Below are 14,106 nucleotides of genomic sequence, written 5' to 3'. Positions count from 1 at the left end.
CAAGCGCGAAGAGGAAACCGAAGGCTGACCGGGGTTTGGTCGTCAGAACATGGCACCGTGCCCAACTCTGAGTTTCACGATAGCGCCCCTGTGACCTCTTGCGGGATGAATTTCCTGCTGAAAATCGCTAAAAGAACCTGAGAAGGGCGGAAAGCAGGAGCGTTTCCGCCGGATAATCGAGAAATGGACGGATCGAAAGTGTTTTCCACGAACGACACGGGGCCGGTTGCAGATGCGGTCAAGCAGCACTGGGTGGACACGCGGCTGCCGGCTGGCCTGCGCCCCTATGCGCGCCTTGCCCGCTGGGAACGTCCGATCGGTTGGTGGCTGTTGCTGTGGCCCTGTTTCTGGTCGGCGGCATTGGCGGCGGTCGCCGGTGGCAAGGCCTGGCCGGACCCCTGGCACATGGTTCTGTTTTTCATCGGTGCGGTTGCCATGCGCGGTGCAGGCTGCACTTACAACGACCTTGTCGACGTCGACATCGATTCCAAGGTCGAGCGGACCCGCTCCCGGCCCATCCCGGCGGGGCAGGTGTCCAGACTTCAGGCAAAGATCTTTCTGGTGGTCCAGGCCTTCATCGGCCTTGCGGTGCTGCTGCAGTTCAACACCTACACGATCTGGCTGGGCATCGCCTCGCTGCTGCCGGTAGCGGTCTACCCGTTCATGAAGCGCATCACCAACTGGCCGCAGCTGTTTCTGGGGTTCGCCTTTTCCTGGGGCGCGCTCATGGGCTGGGCGGCCGCCTTTGGGTCCCTGTCCTGGTCACCGGTGTTTCTCTATATCGGCGGCATCTGCTGGACGATCGGCTACGACACGATCTATGCCCATCAGGACAAGGAGGACGATGCGCTTGTCGGTGTGAAGTCGACGGCCCGCCTCTTCGATGAGCACACCAAGCCGGCTCTCATCCTGCTCTACAGCTGCGCTACCGCGCTGTTCTTTCTCGCTGCGATCTTTGCGGATGCCGGTCCGGCCGCTTTTATCGGCATCCTGGCTGGCGTCATTCACCTGGGGTGGCAGATCGTCGTACTGGATATCGATGACGGCGATCAGTGCCTGCAACTGTTCCGATCCAACGGGACCTATGGCTGGATCCTGTTCTTCGGTTTCTTCGCCGATGCCCTTATCGGTGCGCTCTAACGAAAAAAGCCCCGCTCGGCGGGGCTTTTTTTGAAGACTTTCGTGTGCACGCTCAGGTGCGGGCGATGATCTCACGCTCATTGGCGTGGACAGTTGCCGAAGGTTCCTGCCGGCCGGGAAGACGGCGGTTCAGGAAGCGCGGACGGCGGCCGGTCAAAAGGCGCAGCTTGCGCCGGGGCGCAGGTTTTGAAGCCGGAACGGCGCTGTAGGCTTCGATCGGCTTTACCTTGCCGCCGAGGTCACACACCAGCATAGGCAGGTTGAACACCTGGGCCCACCGGCTCCACAGGACCGCAAGGTCGTCGGATTTCTCGGTTTCTGCCAGGGTGATCGACAGCGCGCTATCAGGATGTTTCAGGATCAGTGCCGCCACGATTTCGCCCGGCACCGCGCCCGGAACGATCCGGACCATGACACCATCGAAACCTTGAGCGGGCACAACCACCGTCACCGGAACACCGGCAACCCGCCGCTTGATGACCGCCCTGTCGCGATCCAGGAAAATTTCGGCTGGCAGGGAAGGGGTACCCGGCCGGTTTTCAAGGCGTTGCTCGAAGTGGGCCGGCAGGCAACCGGGATGCGGCATCGTTTGGGCGCCGCCCCCGGTTGCTACCATTTCCTGTATTTCTGTTTGACGTCTCAAATGACTCTCCACCGGACCTTTAGGTCGGACCATTTTTGGTCTCTCGATGCATTCAATCTACTGAAGAAAAGTCGTGAACCACTTAAGATACAGAGTTAAAAAAGTCTGATTTATAAGAGGGTTACTGGAATGTAATCAGACAGGTAACACCTTGTTCAGTCATGTGGCAATTTCGACTTGATACAACCTTAGAATGAATTTGCCGCCCTGTCCCGATCCCGCCTATCTTGCGGTCATCATTACGAAAATCGGATGGGGTGCTGCGGCATTGCAACCTCTTGCCGGAACCGGCTCAAAATCCCATTTCCCACCTATCAGGGGAAAACCATGGCTCTGGAAGGCGCCCAGCACGACCGGATTGCCCGCAAAAGGCCCCGACAGTTGCAGCGCAGCCGTGCGGGGCGTAAACAACTGCCGAACCAGAAGACGAAAGAGCGGACACGATGTCGGAACTGATTGATCAAAGCGAATTGCAATCCCGGGCAGCCCGTCTGGTGGAAGCAGCCCGCAAGGCCGGAGCTGACGCCTGCGACGCGATTGCGGTTACCGGTGTCTCGCTTTCGGTCGATGTTCGCGAAGGCAAGGTGGAAGAAACCGAGCGCGCCGAAGGCGACGACGTCACCTTGCGCGTGTTTGTCGGCAAGCGAACTGCTGCTGTCTCAGCCAACCGACTTGATGATCCGGCAAGCCTGGCTGAACGGGCCGTCGCCATGGCCAGGGTCGCGCCGGAAGATCCCTATGCCGGTCTTGCCGATCAGGATCTTCTCGTGAAGGAGTTCCCGGAACTCGAGCTTCTGGACACAAAGGAAATGACTGCCGAGGATCTGACGCAGATCGCGCTGGAAGCGGAAGCGGCCGGTCTGGAGGTGGAAGGCGTCACCAAATCCGGCGGTGCTGGGGCCTCCTGGCGTCTTGCCGGTGTCGTTCTGGCGACCAGCCATGGGTTCCAGGGGTCCTACATGTCGTCCCGCTATGGCATGTCCATGACAGCCGTCGCGGGGGAAGGGACCGGCATGGAGCGGGATTACGATTTCGACAGCCGCACCTATTTCGAGGACCTGGAAGCACCGGCGGAGATCGGACGCAGGGCCGGTGAAAGAGCTGTGCGCCGTCTCAATCCGAATAAGCTTTCGACCCGCACCGCGAACGTCATTTATGAATCGCGCGCTGCACGCAGCATTCTCGGGCACCTTGTCGGGGCGATCAACGGGGCCGCCATTGCGCGCAAGACCAGCTTCCTGAAAGACCGGATGGGCGAGGCCGTGTTCGCACCTGGCATCCAGGTGGTTGACGACCCGTTCAAGCGCCGGGGTGCCGCAACACGCCCGTTCGACGGGGAAGGAACCCGGGCGGAACGTCTCGATGTCATTGAAGACGGTGTCCTGCGACACTGGTTTCTGGACGGTGCTTCCGCACGTGAACTGGGCCTGACGCCCAATGGCCGGGCGCACCGCAGTGGCAGCGGTACGTCGCCTGGCGCAACGAACGTTACATTGTTGCCGGGCGAAAAATCGCTGGAGGAATTGATGGTGGAGGCCGGGCAGGGCCTGCTGGTGACCGATCTGATCGGTCACGGCGTCAACGGCCTTACCGGTGACTATTCGCGCGGGGCAGCCGGTTTCTGGTTCGAAAACGGCCAGATCGTGGAAGCCGTTAGCGAAATCACCATTGCAGGCAACCTGAAGGACATGTTTGCACGGCTCGTGCCCGGCAGCGACCTTGACAACCGTTATTCGGCAGCCACTCCCTCGGTCATGATTGAAGGAATGGCCCTTGCCGGAAGCTGACAAGGGCCTGAACGATACCGGACGAAGCGAAATCGGGCTGGATGAAGCCGGAAGGGACGCGGACCTGCGCCTGCTGGAGTTGGCTGCGCGCCAGGCGGGCGATATTGCGCTGGGTTTCTTCGGTCAGGATCCGGAGACCTGGTACAAGGGCAAGGCGGGCATGTCGCCGGTTTCCGAGGCAGATCTCGCGGTAGACCGTTTTCTCGCGGACTACCTGCGGTCCGCGCGGCCGGACTACGGCTGGCTTTCGGAGGAAACCGCCGACGACCGCAGCCGGCTCAACCACGAGCGTGTCTTTATTGTCGATCCGATTGACGGCACGCGGGCCTTTCTGGCGGGCGGCGACGAATGGACAGTGGCGATTGCCGTGGTTGAGGCCGGTCGGCCTGTTGCGGCTTCGGTCTTTTGCCCGCGCCGGGACGAGATGTTCCTGGCCCGTACAGGCGGCGGGGCCTGGCTCAATGGGGCACGACTGGCGGTGTCAGACCGCACCGGCCTTTCCGGCGCAACCTTGACCGGACCTCATTCCATTGTTGCCAATCAGGATGTTGTCGCTGCAGGATTTGTCGGCACGGAAATCCTGCGCTCCCTGGCTTATCGCCTGGCGATCGTTGCAGCAGGACGGGTCGATGTCGGGGCTGCACGAGGCGGACCGAGCGATTGGGATCTTGCGGCGGCGGATCTTTTGGTGCAGGAAGCGGGCGGTGTATTGACCGACCTGTCAGGTCGGAACCTGATCTACAACCGCGCCAAGACCGGCCACCCGGCCCTGATCGCAGCTCCTGTTGCGCTGATCGGGCCTGTGCGCGACGCGCTCGACGACCTGATCAGGTAACAGACCGGTTGCAGCGACGAAAGCGAGGATATTGATGAGTAATACCGATACTCCGAAGCAGCTCCTTCATCTTGTGTTCGGCGGCGAGCTGGAATCACCGGAAGGGCTGACGTTCCGCGATCTGGACGAACTGGATATCGTCGGAATCTACCCGAATTATGCCGAAGCTTACAAAGCCTGGAAATCCAAGGCACAGGCGACGGTCGACAACGCTCATATGCGTTACTTCATCGTCCACATGCACCGCTTGCTCGATCCGGAAACGGCTTCTTAAGGCAGCGCAGCTCTCTCAGGCGACCACACCAAATGATAAAACGCCTCGGCCGTCAGCCCTGGGTTCTGGCCAGCATCGGCACTTTGATGGCCGTTTACCTGAAACTGGTCTACCGTACCAACCGGTTCGTGATCGAGCCGGAGGGCGTGCACGAACGTTCCGAACAGGATCTCCCGGTTATCGTGGCCATGTGGCACGGCCAGCACTTCATGGTGCCCTTCGCCAAGCCGGCTCACTGGCCCGCCAAGGTGATGATTTCCCGGTCTGCCGATGGCGAGGTCAACGCGATCGCGGCCCGCAAGCTCGGCCTCGGCCTGATCCGTGCCTCCGGCGGCAAGAACGCACGCCAGATAAAGAAGCGCGGCGGCATGCGTGGTTTCATCGAGGCGCTTCGTGCGCTCAAGGAAGGCTATTCCATCGCCATGACGGCGGATGTGCCAAAAGGTCCGGCCCGCAAGTCCGGCGTTGGCATCGTTCAGCTTGCCAAGCATTCGGGCCGTCCCGTCCTGCCAGTGGCCGTGGCGACCAGCCGCAGCATCGAGCTGAACAGTTGGGACAAGGCCAGCGTCAACCTGCCGTTCGGCCGGGGCAGCATCGCGGTGAGTGACCTCATCTGGGTTCCTGCCGATGCGGACGACGACACGCTTGAGGAATACCGCCTCAAGGTGGAAGTGGGGCTCAACGCCGCAACGAAACGTGCTTACGAGCTGGTCGGAAGGGCGGATGGCTGACCGGCGACCCCTTGTCTTCAGTCTCTACAGGGGCCTTGCACGGGCCCTGACGCCTCTGTTCAATCTGCTTTTCTGGCTGCGCAGCCGCTCCGGCAAGGAATTGCCCGCCCGCAAGGGGGAGCGTTTCGGACGGAGCGCAACAAGCCGGCCTGCCGGCAAGCTTGTCTGGATCCATGCGGCCAGTGTCGGTGAAACCGTATCCGTGCTGCCGCTGGTCGACGAACTGACGGCGTCCGGCAACAAGGTGCTCCTGACGACTGTCACCGTGACGGCGGCACAGTTGGCACAGGGCCGCTTGCCGGAAGGGGCGATCCACCAGTTCATGCCATTCGATGCCCCCGGGCCGATCTGCCGATTTCTCGACCACTGGTATCCGGATCTGGCGATGGTGGTCGAATCCGAAATCTGGCCCTGCCTTTTCGATGAAATGCGTTCACGGCAACCGCCCTTCGTGCTTCTCAACGGCCGTCTATCTGACCGATCCTATCGAAGCTGGGCACGCTTTCCGCGTATTTCCGGATATCTGTTCCGGTGTCTGGACATGGTTCTGGCGCAAAGCGCCGCCGATGGCGAGCGGTTCCGCCTGTTGGGCTGCCGCAATGTTTCAACGCCCGGCAATCTGAAATTCGATGCACCGGACCCGGCCGTGGACGAAGGCCAGGCAACCGCCCTGCTGGCGCAGACAGGAGCGCGTCCGGTCTGGCTGGCCGCACTGACGCATCCGGGTGAGGACGAAATCGTGCTCGAGGCCTTTGGCCGTCTCACCGAGGATTTTCCCGATCTCCTGCTGGTCCTTGTGCCGCGACATCCCGTCCGGACAGATGATATTGCGGCCATGATCGATAGCCGTGGCCTGCGTGCGGCGCGTCGAAGTCTGGATCAGGCAATTGAAACGGACACAGATGTCTATCTCGGTGATACACTGGGCGAGATGGGACTTTTTTACAGATTGGCACCGGTGACGTTTTTGGGTGGTTCATTCAACGATGCAGGCGGTCACAACCCGGTGGAAGCTGCGCTGTCGGGCTCCGCGCTGGTCACTGGCCCGCGCGTTGCGAACGCCCGCGCCGTCTACAAGGACTTCTGGAGCCGGCGGGCTTCGCTGAAAGCGGAGTTGCCGGAGAACCTGGCAGATTGCGTCGGCAGTCTCTTGCGCGATGCTGACGCTGCCCGGGCGCAGGCGGAAAGAGCAAGGGCCCTGGTCGAAGCCGGACGCGGTGCGTTGGACGAAACCCTGAAAGTGTTGCAACCCATGTTGGGAATAGCAGGTCCGGCGACTGGCGATCCGCTGCCGCGGGGCCGCGCATGAAGACGGCGCCCGACTTCTGGTGGAAGCCGGGACAGACACTGGCAAGTTGGCTGCTGTCGCCGGCAGGCTGGATCTACGGACTGGTCTCCGGACGCCGCATGTTGAAGAAGCCGAAGGCGAAAAGCCGGTTGCCTGTAATCTGCGTCGGCAATTTCGTCGTCGGCGGAACCGGAAAGACACCCTTTGCCATCGAACTGTCCTACAGACTGCAGGAAGAAGGCTTGCGGCCCGGTTTTCTGCTGCGCGGTTACGGCGGCAAGGCCAAGGGGCCGCTCCTCGTCGATGCCAGCATGCACGACGCCGACGTTGTCGGTGACGAGGCCTTGTTGCTGGCCCGGTACGGTCCAACCGTGATTGCGGCCGACAGGCCGTCGGGAGCACGGCTTGCCGAGCAGCAGCCTATTGATGTGCTGCTTATGGATGACGGGTTTCAGAACCCGGCGCTGGCCAAGGATCTCAGCCTGGTGCTGGTTGATTGCAGCGTGGGGTTCGGCAATGGCAAGTGTCTGCCTGCCGGCCCCTTGCGGGCACCTGCGGCTAAGCAGATCGTGAAGGCCGATTGCCTGGTCCTGGTGGGTGAGGGGGATGCGGCCGAGGAAGCTGTGCATCTGGCCGGACGCAAGGGGCTGCCGATCCTTCACGCACATGTGCGGCCGCAGCCGAACGATGAACTGGCGGGAAGCAGGCTCTTTGCATTTGCGGGCATCGGCAGACCGCAGAAATTCTTCGATACGCTGAAATCGCTTGGCTACGACGTGAAGAAAACGAGGGAATTCCCCGATCACCATCAATATACGCAAGCCGACGTGCGTGCGCTGCTGACCGAAGCCGAGGAAGCCGGGTTCAAGCTGGTGACGACGTCCAAGGACATGGCCAGGCTGGAAACGTCGACGGGAGAGCTGTTCCACTGGATCGCATCCAGTGCGGCCGTTCTGGAAGTGCGAATGGAGATCGACGACGAAGACAGACTGGCGTCACTCATCAAGGAGCGGCTTCGCCGGCGTCAGTTCGGAAAATGAGGCTGCTTGACTTCGCCTGACGCGGCTCAGCGCGTTTCCAGATACCGCTTCATGGATGCATTGGCATCGACATAGGCTTCCTGCCGTTCGACAGACCAGTATTTCAGCTCGTCCAGCGGGATCGCCGTGCCGGTGACCGCACAGCGCACGAATGTCCCCGGTGTTTCCACCTGATAGTCGCCGTCCAGATAGCGGACGCGGGCTTCATTGGGGATGCGCGGATTTTCGTAGCGGTTCATGATCTGCAGTTTGGCTGTCGGTCTATCGGGAAGTCTTGATAGCATTTATGGCAGACTGGCAGGAGAGGGCAAGTCAAAGCTTTGCCGGTGGGCCATTTCCCCGTTGCGGGACAATCGGCGTCAAAACCGCACAGGGTAACCCGCCCCCGACTGCATTCCGGCGCGTGGGACCGTATGACTGGCAAGTGGAATTCTCCGCTTATGGGATGATTTGCGCGCCAAAACGCCTATGTTGAGAGAAACAACCAAATTGCCCGGTCTGGCAATGCAACCTGCATCGGCAGACACTCCGGGCGAAATCAGGACAGACAGATGACCCTTTCCACCACCGATCTTATCGAATCTTCAGGCCTGGGCCTCGAAACGGCAAGGCGGATCACTCAAGACGCACTTGATGGAGCGGATGATGGCGAGCTTTTTGTCGAGTACCGGCAAAGCGAGGGCCTTGTCTTCGACAACGGGCGCCTGAAAGGGGCCAACTACGACACCGCACAAGGTTTCGGCCTGAGAGCCGTTGCCGGTGAAGCTGCCGGTTACGCCCATGCCGGGGATATCTCCGAAGGTGCATTGAAACGGGCGGCCGATGCGGTCAGCGCCGTCAAGAAGGGGTATTCGGGTAGCTACGCGGCGGCACCTGCGCGCACCAACCAGACGCTTTATACCGATGTAAACCCGCTTGGCGGACCGAGCTTCGAGGACAAGGTCAAGCTGCTGCAGGAAATCGATGCCTACGCGCGGGCGAAGGATCCACGCGTGCGGCAGGTGTCCGCGTCTCTGGCGGGTTCCTGGCAGGTGGTCGAGATCCTGCGTGCGGACGGTCATCTGGTGCGCGATGTGCGTCCGATGGTGCGGCTCAGCATTTCCGTCGTCGCCGGCAATGACGAACGCCAGGAAAGCGGCTCTTTCGGTTGCGGTGGCCGGGAAGGCTTCGAGCGTTTCATCACCACGGAAAACTGGCAGGGCGGTGTCGACGAGGCGCTGCGTCAGGCTCTGGTCAATCTGGACGCAGTTCCGGCACCTGCCGGCACCTTCGATGTCGTGCTGGGGCCGGGCTGGCCGGGCATTCTTCTGCATGAAGCCGTCGGCCACGGACTGGAAGGCGACTTCAACCGCAAGAAAACGTCCGCGTTCGCCGGTCTCATGGGCCAGCGCGTCGCTTCGCCTGGCGTGACCATCGTTGACGACGGCACGATTGCCGATCGGCGGGGCTCGCTGACTGTGGACGACGAAGGCACGCCTTCCAGCCGAACGGTACTGATCGAGGACGGTATCCTGAAGGGCTACATGCAGGACCGCCAGAATGCGCGTCTGATGGGCATGGAGCCGACCGGTAATGGCCGCCGGCAGTCCTACGCCCACATCCCGATGCCGCGCATGACCAACACGGTAATGATGGCCGGTGACAAGGATCCGGACGAGATCCTGGCATCGGTCAAGGACGGCATCTACGCCGTCTCTTTCGGCGGTGGCCAGGTCGACATCACCTCCGGCAAATTCGTGTTCTCCTGCACCGAAGCCTACCGCGTGGAGAACGGCAAGGTTGGCGCGCCGCTGAAAGGGGCAATGCTGATCGGTAACGGACCGGACGCGCTGACCCGCGTTGCCATGATCGGGAACGACATGAAGCTCGATCCCGGCATGGGGACCTGCGGCAAGCAGGGGCAGGGCGTACCTGTCGGTGTCGGCCAACCGTCCATGCGCATCAATGCCATGACCATAGGCGGGACGGCGGTCTGACAAAGCCGCCTGGAAGGACCTATGCCGGACATAAAATTCGTCATCTTCGATATGGATCTGGTGCTCTACGACTATGACCACCAGATCCGCTTGAAGCTGCTTGAGGAGCTGACAGGAAGGCCTGCGGCCGATATTGATCGCTCGGTCTGGGGCGGTCCTCATGAAAATGCAGCCGAGGCGGGAGATCCTGCAACGGCCGAAGCCTATCTAGAGCAATTTGCAAGGCTGCTCGAGTTTCCGATCGACTTCGAAACCTGGGCGGACGTGCGCCGGCAGATGATGCGCCCGCGCCGGGATGTCTTGTCGCTTGTCCGCCGCCTGAAGGCGACCGCAGACATTGCGCTGCTGACCAACAACGGCATGCTCTTGAAGGATGCCTTGCCCGTCTGCGCGCCGGAAACGGTCGAGATTTTTGGCGAGAAGGCCCATGTCTCGGCGGAGTTTGGAGCCCGCAAGCCTGATCCGCTGGTCTATGAGCGCATCTGCGGCCGCTACGGCTACGCTCCCGAGGAAAGTGCGTTTGTCGATGACCGCGCGGAAAACATTGAAGGGGCGCAGAGCGTCGGTCTGAGGGGCCATCACTACGTGACTGTGGATGGCCTGGAAACGTTCCTGAGGTCTTGCCGGCTGATCTGATCCGTCACGCAGCTTTCCACGATCAGGGTGTTGCAGTCAGGGCTTTGGGTGAAAGTGCCTTTGAGGCAGCAGGTCTTCCGAACTGAAGCTCCCGTTTCCGGCTATCACCATGCCGCGTGCCACGCTCAGGTTCCTGGCAACGCCGCTTCCTTTCAGCAGACCGCCTCTCATGTCCGGATCATCTTCCTGAAAGGAGCCTCCGTCCGACAGCGTGCAGGTGTCGACCGTGATATTGCCGAGGATCTGACTGCCGTCTCCCAGCATGCATCTGCCGAACAGGGCCGGGTTGTTGAGGAACCGGCCATGGCTTCCGATCCGGATTTCCGCGCCGGGCCTGTTGGCCTTGGCGGTAAATCCGCCTTCGCCGAACTGGTTCTTGCTACCAATCAGAATATTGCCGTTCGACGCTTCGAAATGGCTGCCGGAGTGCACAATGTTGTCGTCGCCCAGCCGGATCTCCGCTCCGGATGACGCCTTCAGCGTGACGCCCGGATAAAAGATGTTGTTCTTGCCCGCCGATACGCCTGCGGAAACCAGTGTGGAAAAGGGATCCAGAACATGATTGCCGTCCAGGATTTCCATCATCTGAGACAGCGGCAGAAACCCGCAGGCAAGGCGTGCGGCATCGATTGAGGCAAACAGATCGGACATGCGTTGCGAGGGCTCCGTCTTGGAGTACAGGGACAGATAGCCAGCCTTTGGCCCACAGGTTGCCTGCCAGACTGTTTCACCGGACACCTGCAACGCTACGCAGCAAATATCCGGCGTGCAATCAGCTTGTGCGGTTCTTGGCGCGTGGGGCTGTCCTTTGATTGAAAATAAAGCACTTTTTTGCTGCAGTCGCTGGATTTGATTAAAGGATAGGGCGTATTCTCTGATATCGTTGAAGTGAGCCGAAGTCGCCTGAAACAAGAAGGCGACGTGTCGGGACCATGCGGTTAAGGAGAAGGAATGGCAGCAGAAGGAGCCCCTCCGTTTTTTGCCGAATCGATCGTGTTTCTGGCCGCGACGGTCGTCGCCGTTCCGATCGCCAAAAGGCTGGGGCTTGGATCGGTGGTCGGTTATCTCGCTGCCGGAGCCGTTATAGGCCCGCATGGCCTTAAGCTTCTCGGCTCCGGCGAGGACGTGCTCCATGTCGCCGAGCTAGGCGTCGTCCTGCTGCTGTTTGTCATCGGTCTGGAGCTGGACCCGCGAAAACTCTGGCGGATGAAGCGTGACATCTTCGGCCTTGGAACGGCCCAGGTGCTACTGACCGGTGTGACCTTCTACGCCATAGGACGGCTGTTCGGTTATTCCTTCACCACCTCCCTGGTGGCTGGCTTCGGCCTGGCGCTTTCTTCCACCGCGTTCGCGCTGCAGATCCTTCAGGAACGCGGACAACTTTCCTCAGCCTACGGCCAACGCGCGTTTGGCATCCTGTTGCTTCAGGATATTGCCATCGTGCCACTGCTTGCGATGGTTGCCATCCTGGCGCCAGGGGAAGGGCCATCCACCTACACCCAGATCCTGAGCGAGATCATGATCGTTCTGGCGGCGGTGGCCGCGGTTGTCCTGACTGGCCGATATCTGGTGTCGCCGATTTTCCTGCTGCTGGCGGCAAGCCGCGCGCGCGAGGTCATGCTGACAGCCGCTCTCCTCGTCGCTCTTGGCAGTGCCGGCATCATGCATGCGGTCGGCCTGTCGATGGCGCTCGGGGCGTTCCTGGCAGGTGTACTGCTGGCCGAATCGAGTTTCCGCCATACGCTTGAAGCCGACATCGAGCCCTTCCGGTCTTTGCTCATGGGCCTGTTCTTTGTCGCCGTCGGCATGTCGCTAGATATCTACCTGGTGATGACCCACTGGGAAATCCTCGCAATCGGCGTCATCTGTGTGATGGGCGTGAAGGGCATATTCCTTTGGGCTCTGTCACGGGGCACCGGCTCGCCGAATTCCGATGCATTGCGCATCGCCGTCACGTTGCCTCAGGGTGGTGAATTCGCGTTTGTCCTGTTCACCGCCGCTGTCGGCGAGCGCCTGTTGAGCTATCAGGCCGTCAACCAGCTGAATGCGATTGTGGTCTTGACCATGTTGCTGACGCCGGTTGCCTGTCTCGGGCTGGACCGGCTGGCGGCCAGGGTCAAGGCACGGGGTGTTGAAAACCCGTCGATCGAAACATTCGAGGAGGCAACACCAACCGTGCTGGTGATCGGCTTCGGCCGCTTCGGCATGGTGGTGGCCCAGTTCCTGACATCCGAAGGGCTTGAGATCACCGCCATCGACAATCGGCCGGACCGTATCGCCTACGCCCGCAAGCAGGGCTACAAGGTCTATTACGGCGATGCCACGCGGGCAGACGTCCTGGCGGCGGCAGGGGCAGGCAAGGCGACATTGGTTGCCATGTGCATCGAGAACGACAAGGTGATGGGCAAGGCCATCGACCTCGTGCGCGAAGGCTTTCCCGAAGCACTGATCTTCTGCCGGGCGACGGACCGCGCACATATGCTGGATCTCACCAAACGTGGCGTCGATTTCCAGATTCGTGAAACCTTCGAATCAAGCGTCGTCTTCGGCCGGGCGGCGCTCGAAGCACTGGGAACTCCCCTCGACCGGATCGACCAGATCGAGGAAGACGTGCGCGACCGGGACGAGGAGCGGCTTGCCCAGCAATTGCGCGAGGGCATGTTTGCCGGCGCCGACAAGCTGCACAAGGTGACACCGCGCCGGTCGATGGAGGCGAACGCTCCTGACGCGCCAGCCGCGGAATAGACGGCAAGGCACATCACCAGAATTTCGGAAACAAAAAAGGCACCGATTGGGCGCCTTTCGTTTGTTTGCTTGCGTTTCCGTGTCAGGGCAGGGCGTCGAAGCCTGCGGAGAACCCGTTCAGCGAAATCGGGATGCCGATCCCTTCTTCCGGGGTCTGGAAGATGATGAAGGTCGCCTGAGAGCCGGCCTGCAGTTTGCTCAGCAGATCTTCTTCGAGAATGACCTCGGCAATGCAGCCGTTCGGAAGGCAGCGGACGAAGCCGGCCCGGCCGATATCGGCGTTGTCGACCCTGAGGCCAAGGCCGGACGGCAACAACACGCCGAGCGGTGCAAGAACCCGGAGAATGCGGGCCTGCTTGTCGGCGGTTTTCAGAATGATCACGGACAGTCCGACGTTTTCCCGGTCGGCCGCGGTGACGTTCTGGATCAGCGCGCACTGGTCACCGGTGGAACCGGGAGGCGTGTCGCAGCGCATTTGCCAGTCGCCGTGAGTCGAGCGGACCTCGCCTTGTGCTGCAGCGGGCAGATTTCCGTAAGTCAACGAACTGAAGACGATCCCGGCAATGGCCGCGAGTTTGGAAAAAGACAGTCTGGAACGTCCGTTAGGGCGGGCAGCCAGTGACTGCGGCAATTGGGTTGACAAGAAATCCTCCAGTCAATCGTTGTCCGGTTCGCTTTTGGTCGGCCCGGCACAAAAAGATGCGGCCTGCTTGGCGAATCAAGGTGTAATTCTAGGCCAGACATTGCCGCATGACGGCGCACGTTTCCAGTCCGGCGGTTCAGGAACCTAAGGATTAGCCGCAATTCTTGTCGAAAATTCGCATGTCCTTGACCCGTGTCAAATGGCAGAGAGCTTCAGGTGGCTGTGAAAAGTTGGAAATTCCGTTGCAGCCCGGCGTTTCTTGTGGTTTTTGTGCGGCTCAAAGGTGTCGGTGGAATGATGCGGCACATCGCCGCTATGCCCGATGGTAGCCATCGCCCTTTATATGAGTTTGTGGTTATAGTCCGGTC

At 60.8% G+C, this 14,106-nt stretch carries 14 protein-coding genes; 10 read left to right on the top strand and 4 right to left on the bottom strand.

Annotated elements, in window-relative coordinates:
• Positions 1 to 183 precede the first annotated feature (183 nt).
• Complete coding sequence (ubiA, locus tag FIV05_RS00790) at positions 184 to 1,140, top strand: 4-hydroxybenzoate octaprenyltransferase (protein ID WP_152508343.1); 957 nt, start codon at positions 184 to 186, stop codon at positions 1,138 to 1,140.
• 52 nt (positions 1,141 to 1,192) lie between these two features.
• On the opposite strand, the gene FIV05_RS00785 is transcribed toward ubiA, so the two are convergent.
• The gene (locus FIV05_RS00785; RefSeq protein ID WP_152511766.1) at positions 1,193 to 1,756 is read right to left on the bottom strand and encodes a DUF6101 family protein; all 564 of its coding nucleotides are present in this window, start codon (positions 1,754 to 1,756) and stop codon (positions 1,193 to 1,195) included.
• Between the two features lie 470 nt (positions 1,757 to 2,226).
• Between FIV05_RS00785 and FIV05_RS00780 the strand changes: the two genes are divergently transcribed.
• Genes FIV05_RS00780 through lpxK form a run of 6 tightly spaced genes read left to right on the top strand, consistent with a single transcriptional unit; the run spans position 2,227 to position 7,738 of the window.
• Positions 2,227 to 3,570, top strand: coding sequence for a TldD/PmbA family protein (locus FIV05_RS00780; RefSeq protein ID WP_152508342.1), 1,344 nt, complete (start codon positions 2,227 to 2,229; stop codon positions 3,568 to 3,570).
• Positions 3,557 to 4,405 carry a 3'(2'),5'-bisphosphate nucleotidase CysQ gene (locus FIV05_RS00775; protein WP_197923128.1) on the top strand — a complete coding sequence of 283 codons (849 nt, stop codon included), beginning with the start codon at positions 3,557 to 3,559 and terminating at the stop codon, positions 4,403 to 4,405. The genes FIV05_RS00780 and FIV05_RS00775 overlap by 14 nt, the downstream gene beginning before the upstream one ends.
• A 34-nt stretch (positions 4,406 to 4,439) precedes the next feature.
• The gene (locus FIV05_RS00770; RefSeq protein ID WP_023002035.1) at positions 4,440 to 4,679 is read left to right on the top strand and encodes a DUF4170 domain-containing protein; all 240 of its coding nucleotides are present in this window, start codon (positions 4,440 to 4,442) and stop codon (positions 4,677 to 4,679) included.
• Between the two features lie 32 nt (positions 4,680 to 4,711).
• Positions 4,712 to 5,410 carry a lysophospholipid acyltransferase family protein gene (locus FIV05_RS00765; protein ID WP_152508341.1) on the top strand — a complete coding sequence of 233 codons (699 nt, stop codon included), beginning with the start codon at positions 4,712 to 4,714 and terminating at the stop codon, positions 5,408 to 5,410.
• Positions 5,403 to 6,719 carry a 3-deoxy-D-manno-octulosonic acid transferase gene (locus FIV05_RS00760; RefSeq protein WP_152508340.1) on the top strand — a complete coding sequence of 439 codons (1,317 nt, stop codon included), beginning with the start codon at positions 5,403 to 5,405 and terminating at the stop codon, positions 6,717 to 6,719. Before FIV05_RS00765 ends, FIV05_RS00760 begins: the two co-directional genes overlap by 8 nt.
• Positions 6,716 to 7,738: a tetraacyldisaccharide 4'-kinase gene (lpxK, locus tag FIV05_RS00755; protein ID WP_152508339.1), complete on the top strand. Its 1,023-nt coding sequence runs from the start codon at positions 6,716 to 6,718 to the stop codon at positions 7,736 to 7,738. Before FIV05_RS00760 ends, lpxK begins: the two co-directional genes overlap by 4 nt.
• A 26-nt stretch (positions 7,739 to 7,764) precedes the next feature.
• Here lpxK and FIV05_RS00750 read toward each other — a convergent pair whose 3' ends face one another.
• A complete protein-coding gene (locus tag FIV05_RS00750) occupies positions 7,765 to 7,977 on the bottom strand; it encodes a DUF2093 domain-containing protein (protein WP_023002031.1) in 213 nt (70 codons plus the stop codon).
• 312 nt (positions 7,978 to 8,289) lie between these two features.
• Here FIV05_RS00750 and tldD point away from each other — a divergent pair, with 312 nt between their 5' ends.
• On the top strand, positions 8,290 to 9,714 hold the full coding sequence (gene tldD, locus FIV05_RS00745; RefSeq protein ID WP_152508338.1) for a metalloprotease TldD: 1,425 nt from the start codon (positions 8,290 to 8,292) through the stop codon (positions 9,712 to 9,714).
• A gap of 21 nt (positions 9,715 to 9,735) precedes the next feature.
• The gene (locus FIV05_RS00740; protein WP_152508337.1) at positions 9,736 to 10,350 is read left to right on the top strand and encodes an HAD family phosphatase; all 615 of its coding nucleotides are present in this window, start codon (positions 9,736 to 9,738) and stop codon (positions 10,348 to 10,350) included.
• Between the two features lie 36 nt (positions 10,351 to 10,386).
• Here the strand turns inward: FIV05_RS00740 and FIV05_RS00735 are convergent, their stop codons facing one another.
• Positions 10,387 to 11,001 (bottom strand): AraC family transcriptional regulator, encoded by a 615-nt coding sequence (locus FIV05_RS00735; protein WP_152508336.1) that lies wholly within the window; start codon positions 10,999 to 11,001, stop codon positions 10,387 to 10,389.
• A gap of 300 nt (positions 11,002 to 11,301) precedes the next feature.
• On the opposite strand from FIV05_RS00735, the gene FIV05_RS00730 reads away from it, so the two are divergent.
• Positions 11,302 to 13,095, top strand: coding sequence for a monovalent cation:proton antiporter-2 (CPA2) family protein (locus tag FIV05_RS00730; RefSeq protein WP_152508335.1), 1,794 nt, complete (start codon positions 11,302 to 11,304; stop codon positions 13,093 to 13,095).
• An 82-nt stretch (positions 13,096 to 13,177) separates the two neighbouring features.
• Here FIV05_RS00730 and FIV05_RS00725 read toward each other — a convergent pair whose 3' ends face one another.
• Positions 13,178 to 13,660: an invasion associated locus B family protein gene (locus tag FIV05_RS00725; RefSeq protein WP_228866686.1), complete on the bottom strand. Its 483-nt coding sequence runs from the start codon at positions 13,658 to 13,660 to the stop codon at positions 13,178 to 13,180.
• Positions 13,661 to 14,106 lie beyond the last annotated feature (446 nt).

The sequence above is a fragment of the Labrenzia sp. THAF191a genome (genome assembly GCF_009363335.1).
GTDB lineage: Bacteria > Pseudomonadota > Alphaproteobacteria > Rhizobiales > Stappiaceae > Roseibium > Roseibium algicola.
Note: the sequence above shows the minus strand (reverse complement) of the source record. Positions and strands in the feature narration are given on the sequence as shown.

Coding starts and splice junctions, on each gene's coding strand:
- ubiA (WP_152508343.1), top strand. CDS start 184: ATGGACGGATCGAAAGTGTTTTCCACGAACGACACGGGGCCGGTTGCA.
- FIV05_RS00785 (WP_152511766.1), bottom strand. CDS start 1,756: ATGGTAGCAACCGGGGGCGGCGCCCAAACGATGCCGCATCCCGGTTGC.
- FIV05_RS00780 (WP_152508342.1), top strand. CDS start 2,227: ATGTCGGAACTGATTGATCAAAGCGAATTGCAATCCCGGGCAGCCCGT.
- FIV05_RS00770 (WP_023002035.1), top strand. CDS start 4,440: ATGAGTAATACCGATACTCCGAAGCAGCTCCTTCATCTTGTGTTCGGC.
- FIV05_RS00765 (WP_152508341.1), top strand. CDS start 4,712: ATGATAAAACGCCTCGGCCGTCAGCCCTGGGTTCTGGCCAGCATCGGC.
- FIV05_RS00760 (WP_152508340.1), top strand. CDS start 5,403: ATGGCTGACCGGCGACCCCTTGTCTTCAGTCTCTACAGGGGCCTTGCA.
- lpxK (WP_152508339.1), top strand. CDS start 6,716: ATGAAGACGGCGCCCGACTTCTGGTGGAAGCCGGGACAGACACTGGCA.
- FIV05_RS00750 (WP_023002031.1), bottom strand. CDS start 7,977: ATGAACCGCTACGAAAATCCGCGCATCCCCAATGAAGCCCGCGTCCGC.
- tldD (WP_152508338.1), top strand. CDS start 8,290: ATGACCCTTTCCACCACCGATCTTATCGAATCTTCAGGCCTGGGCCTC.
- FIV05_RS00740 (WP_152508337.1), top strand. CDS start 9,736: ATGCCGGACATAAAATTCGTCATCTTCGATATGGATCTGGTGCTCTAC.
- FIV05_RS00735 (WP_152508336.1), bottom strand. CDS start 11,001: ATGTCCGATCTGTTTGCCTCAATCGATGCCGCACGCCTTGCCTGCGGG.
- FIV05_RS00730 (WP_152508335.1), top strand. CDS start 11,302: ATGGCAGCAGAAGGAGCCCCTCCGTTTTTTGCCGAATCGATCGTGTTT.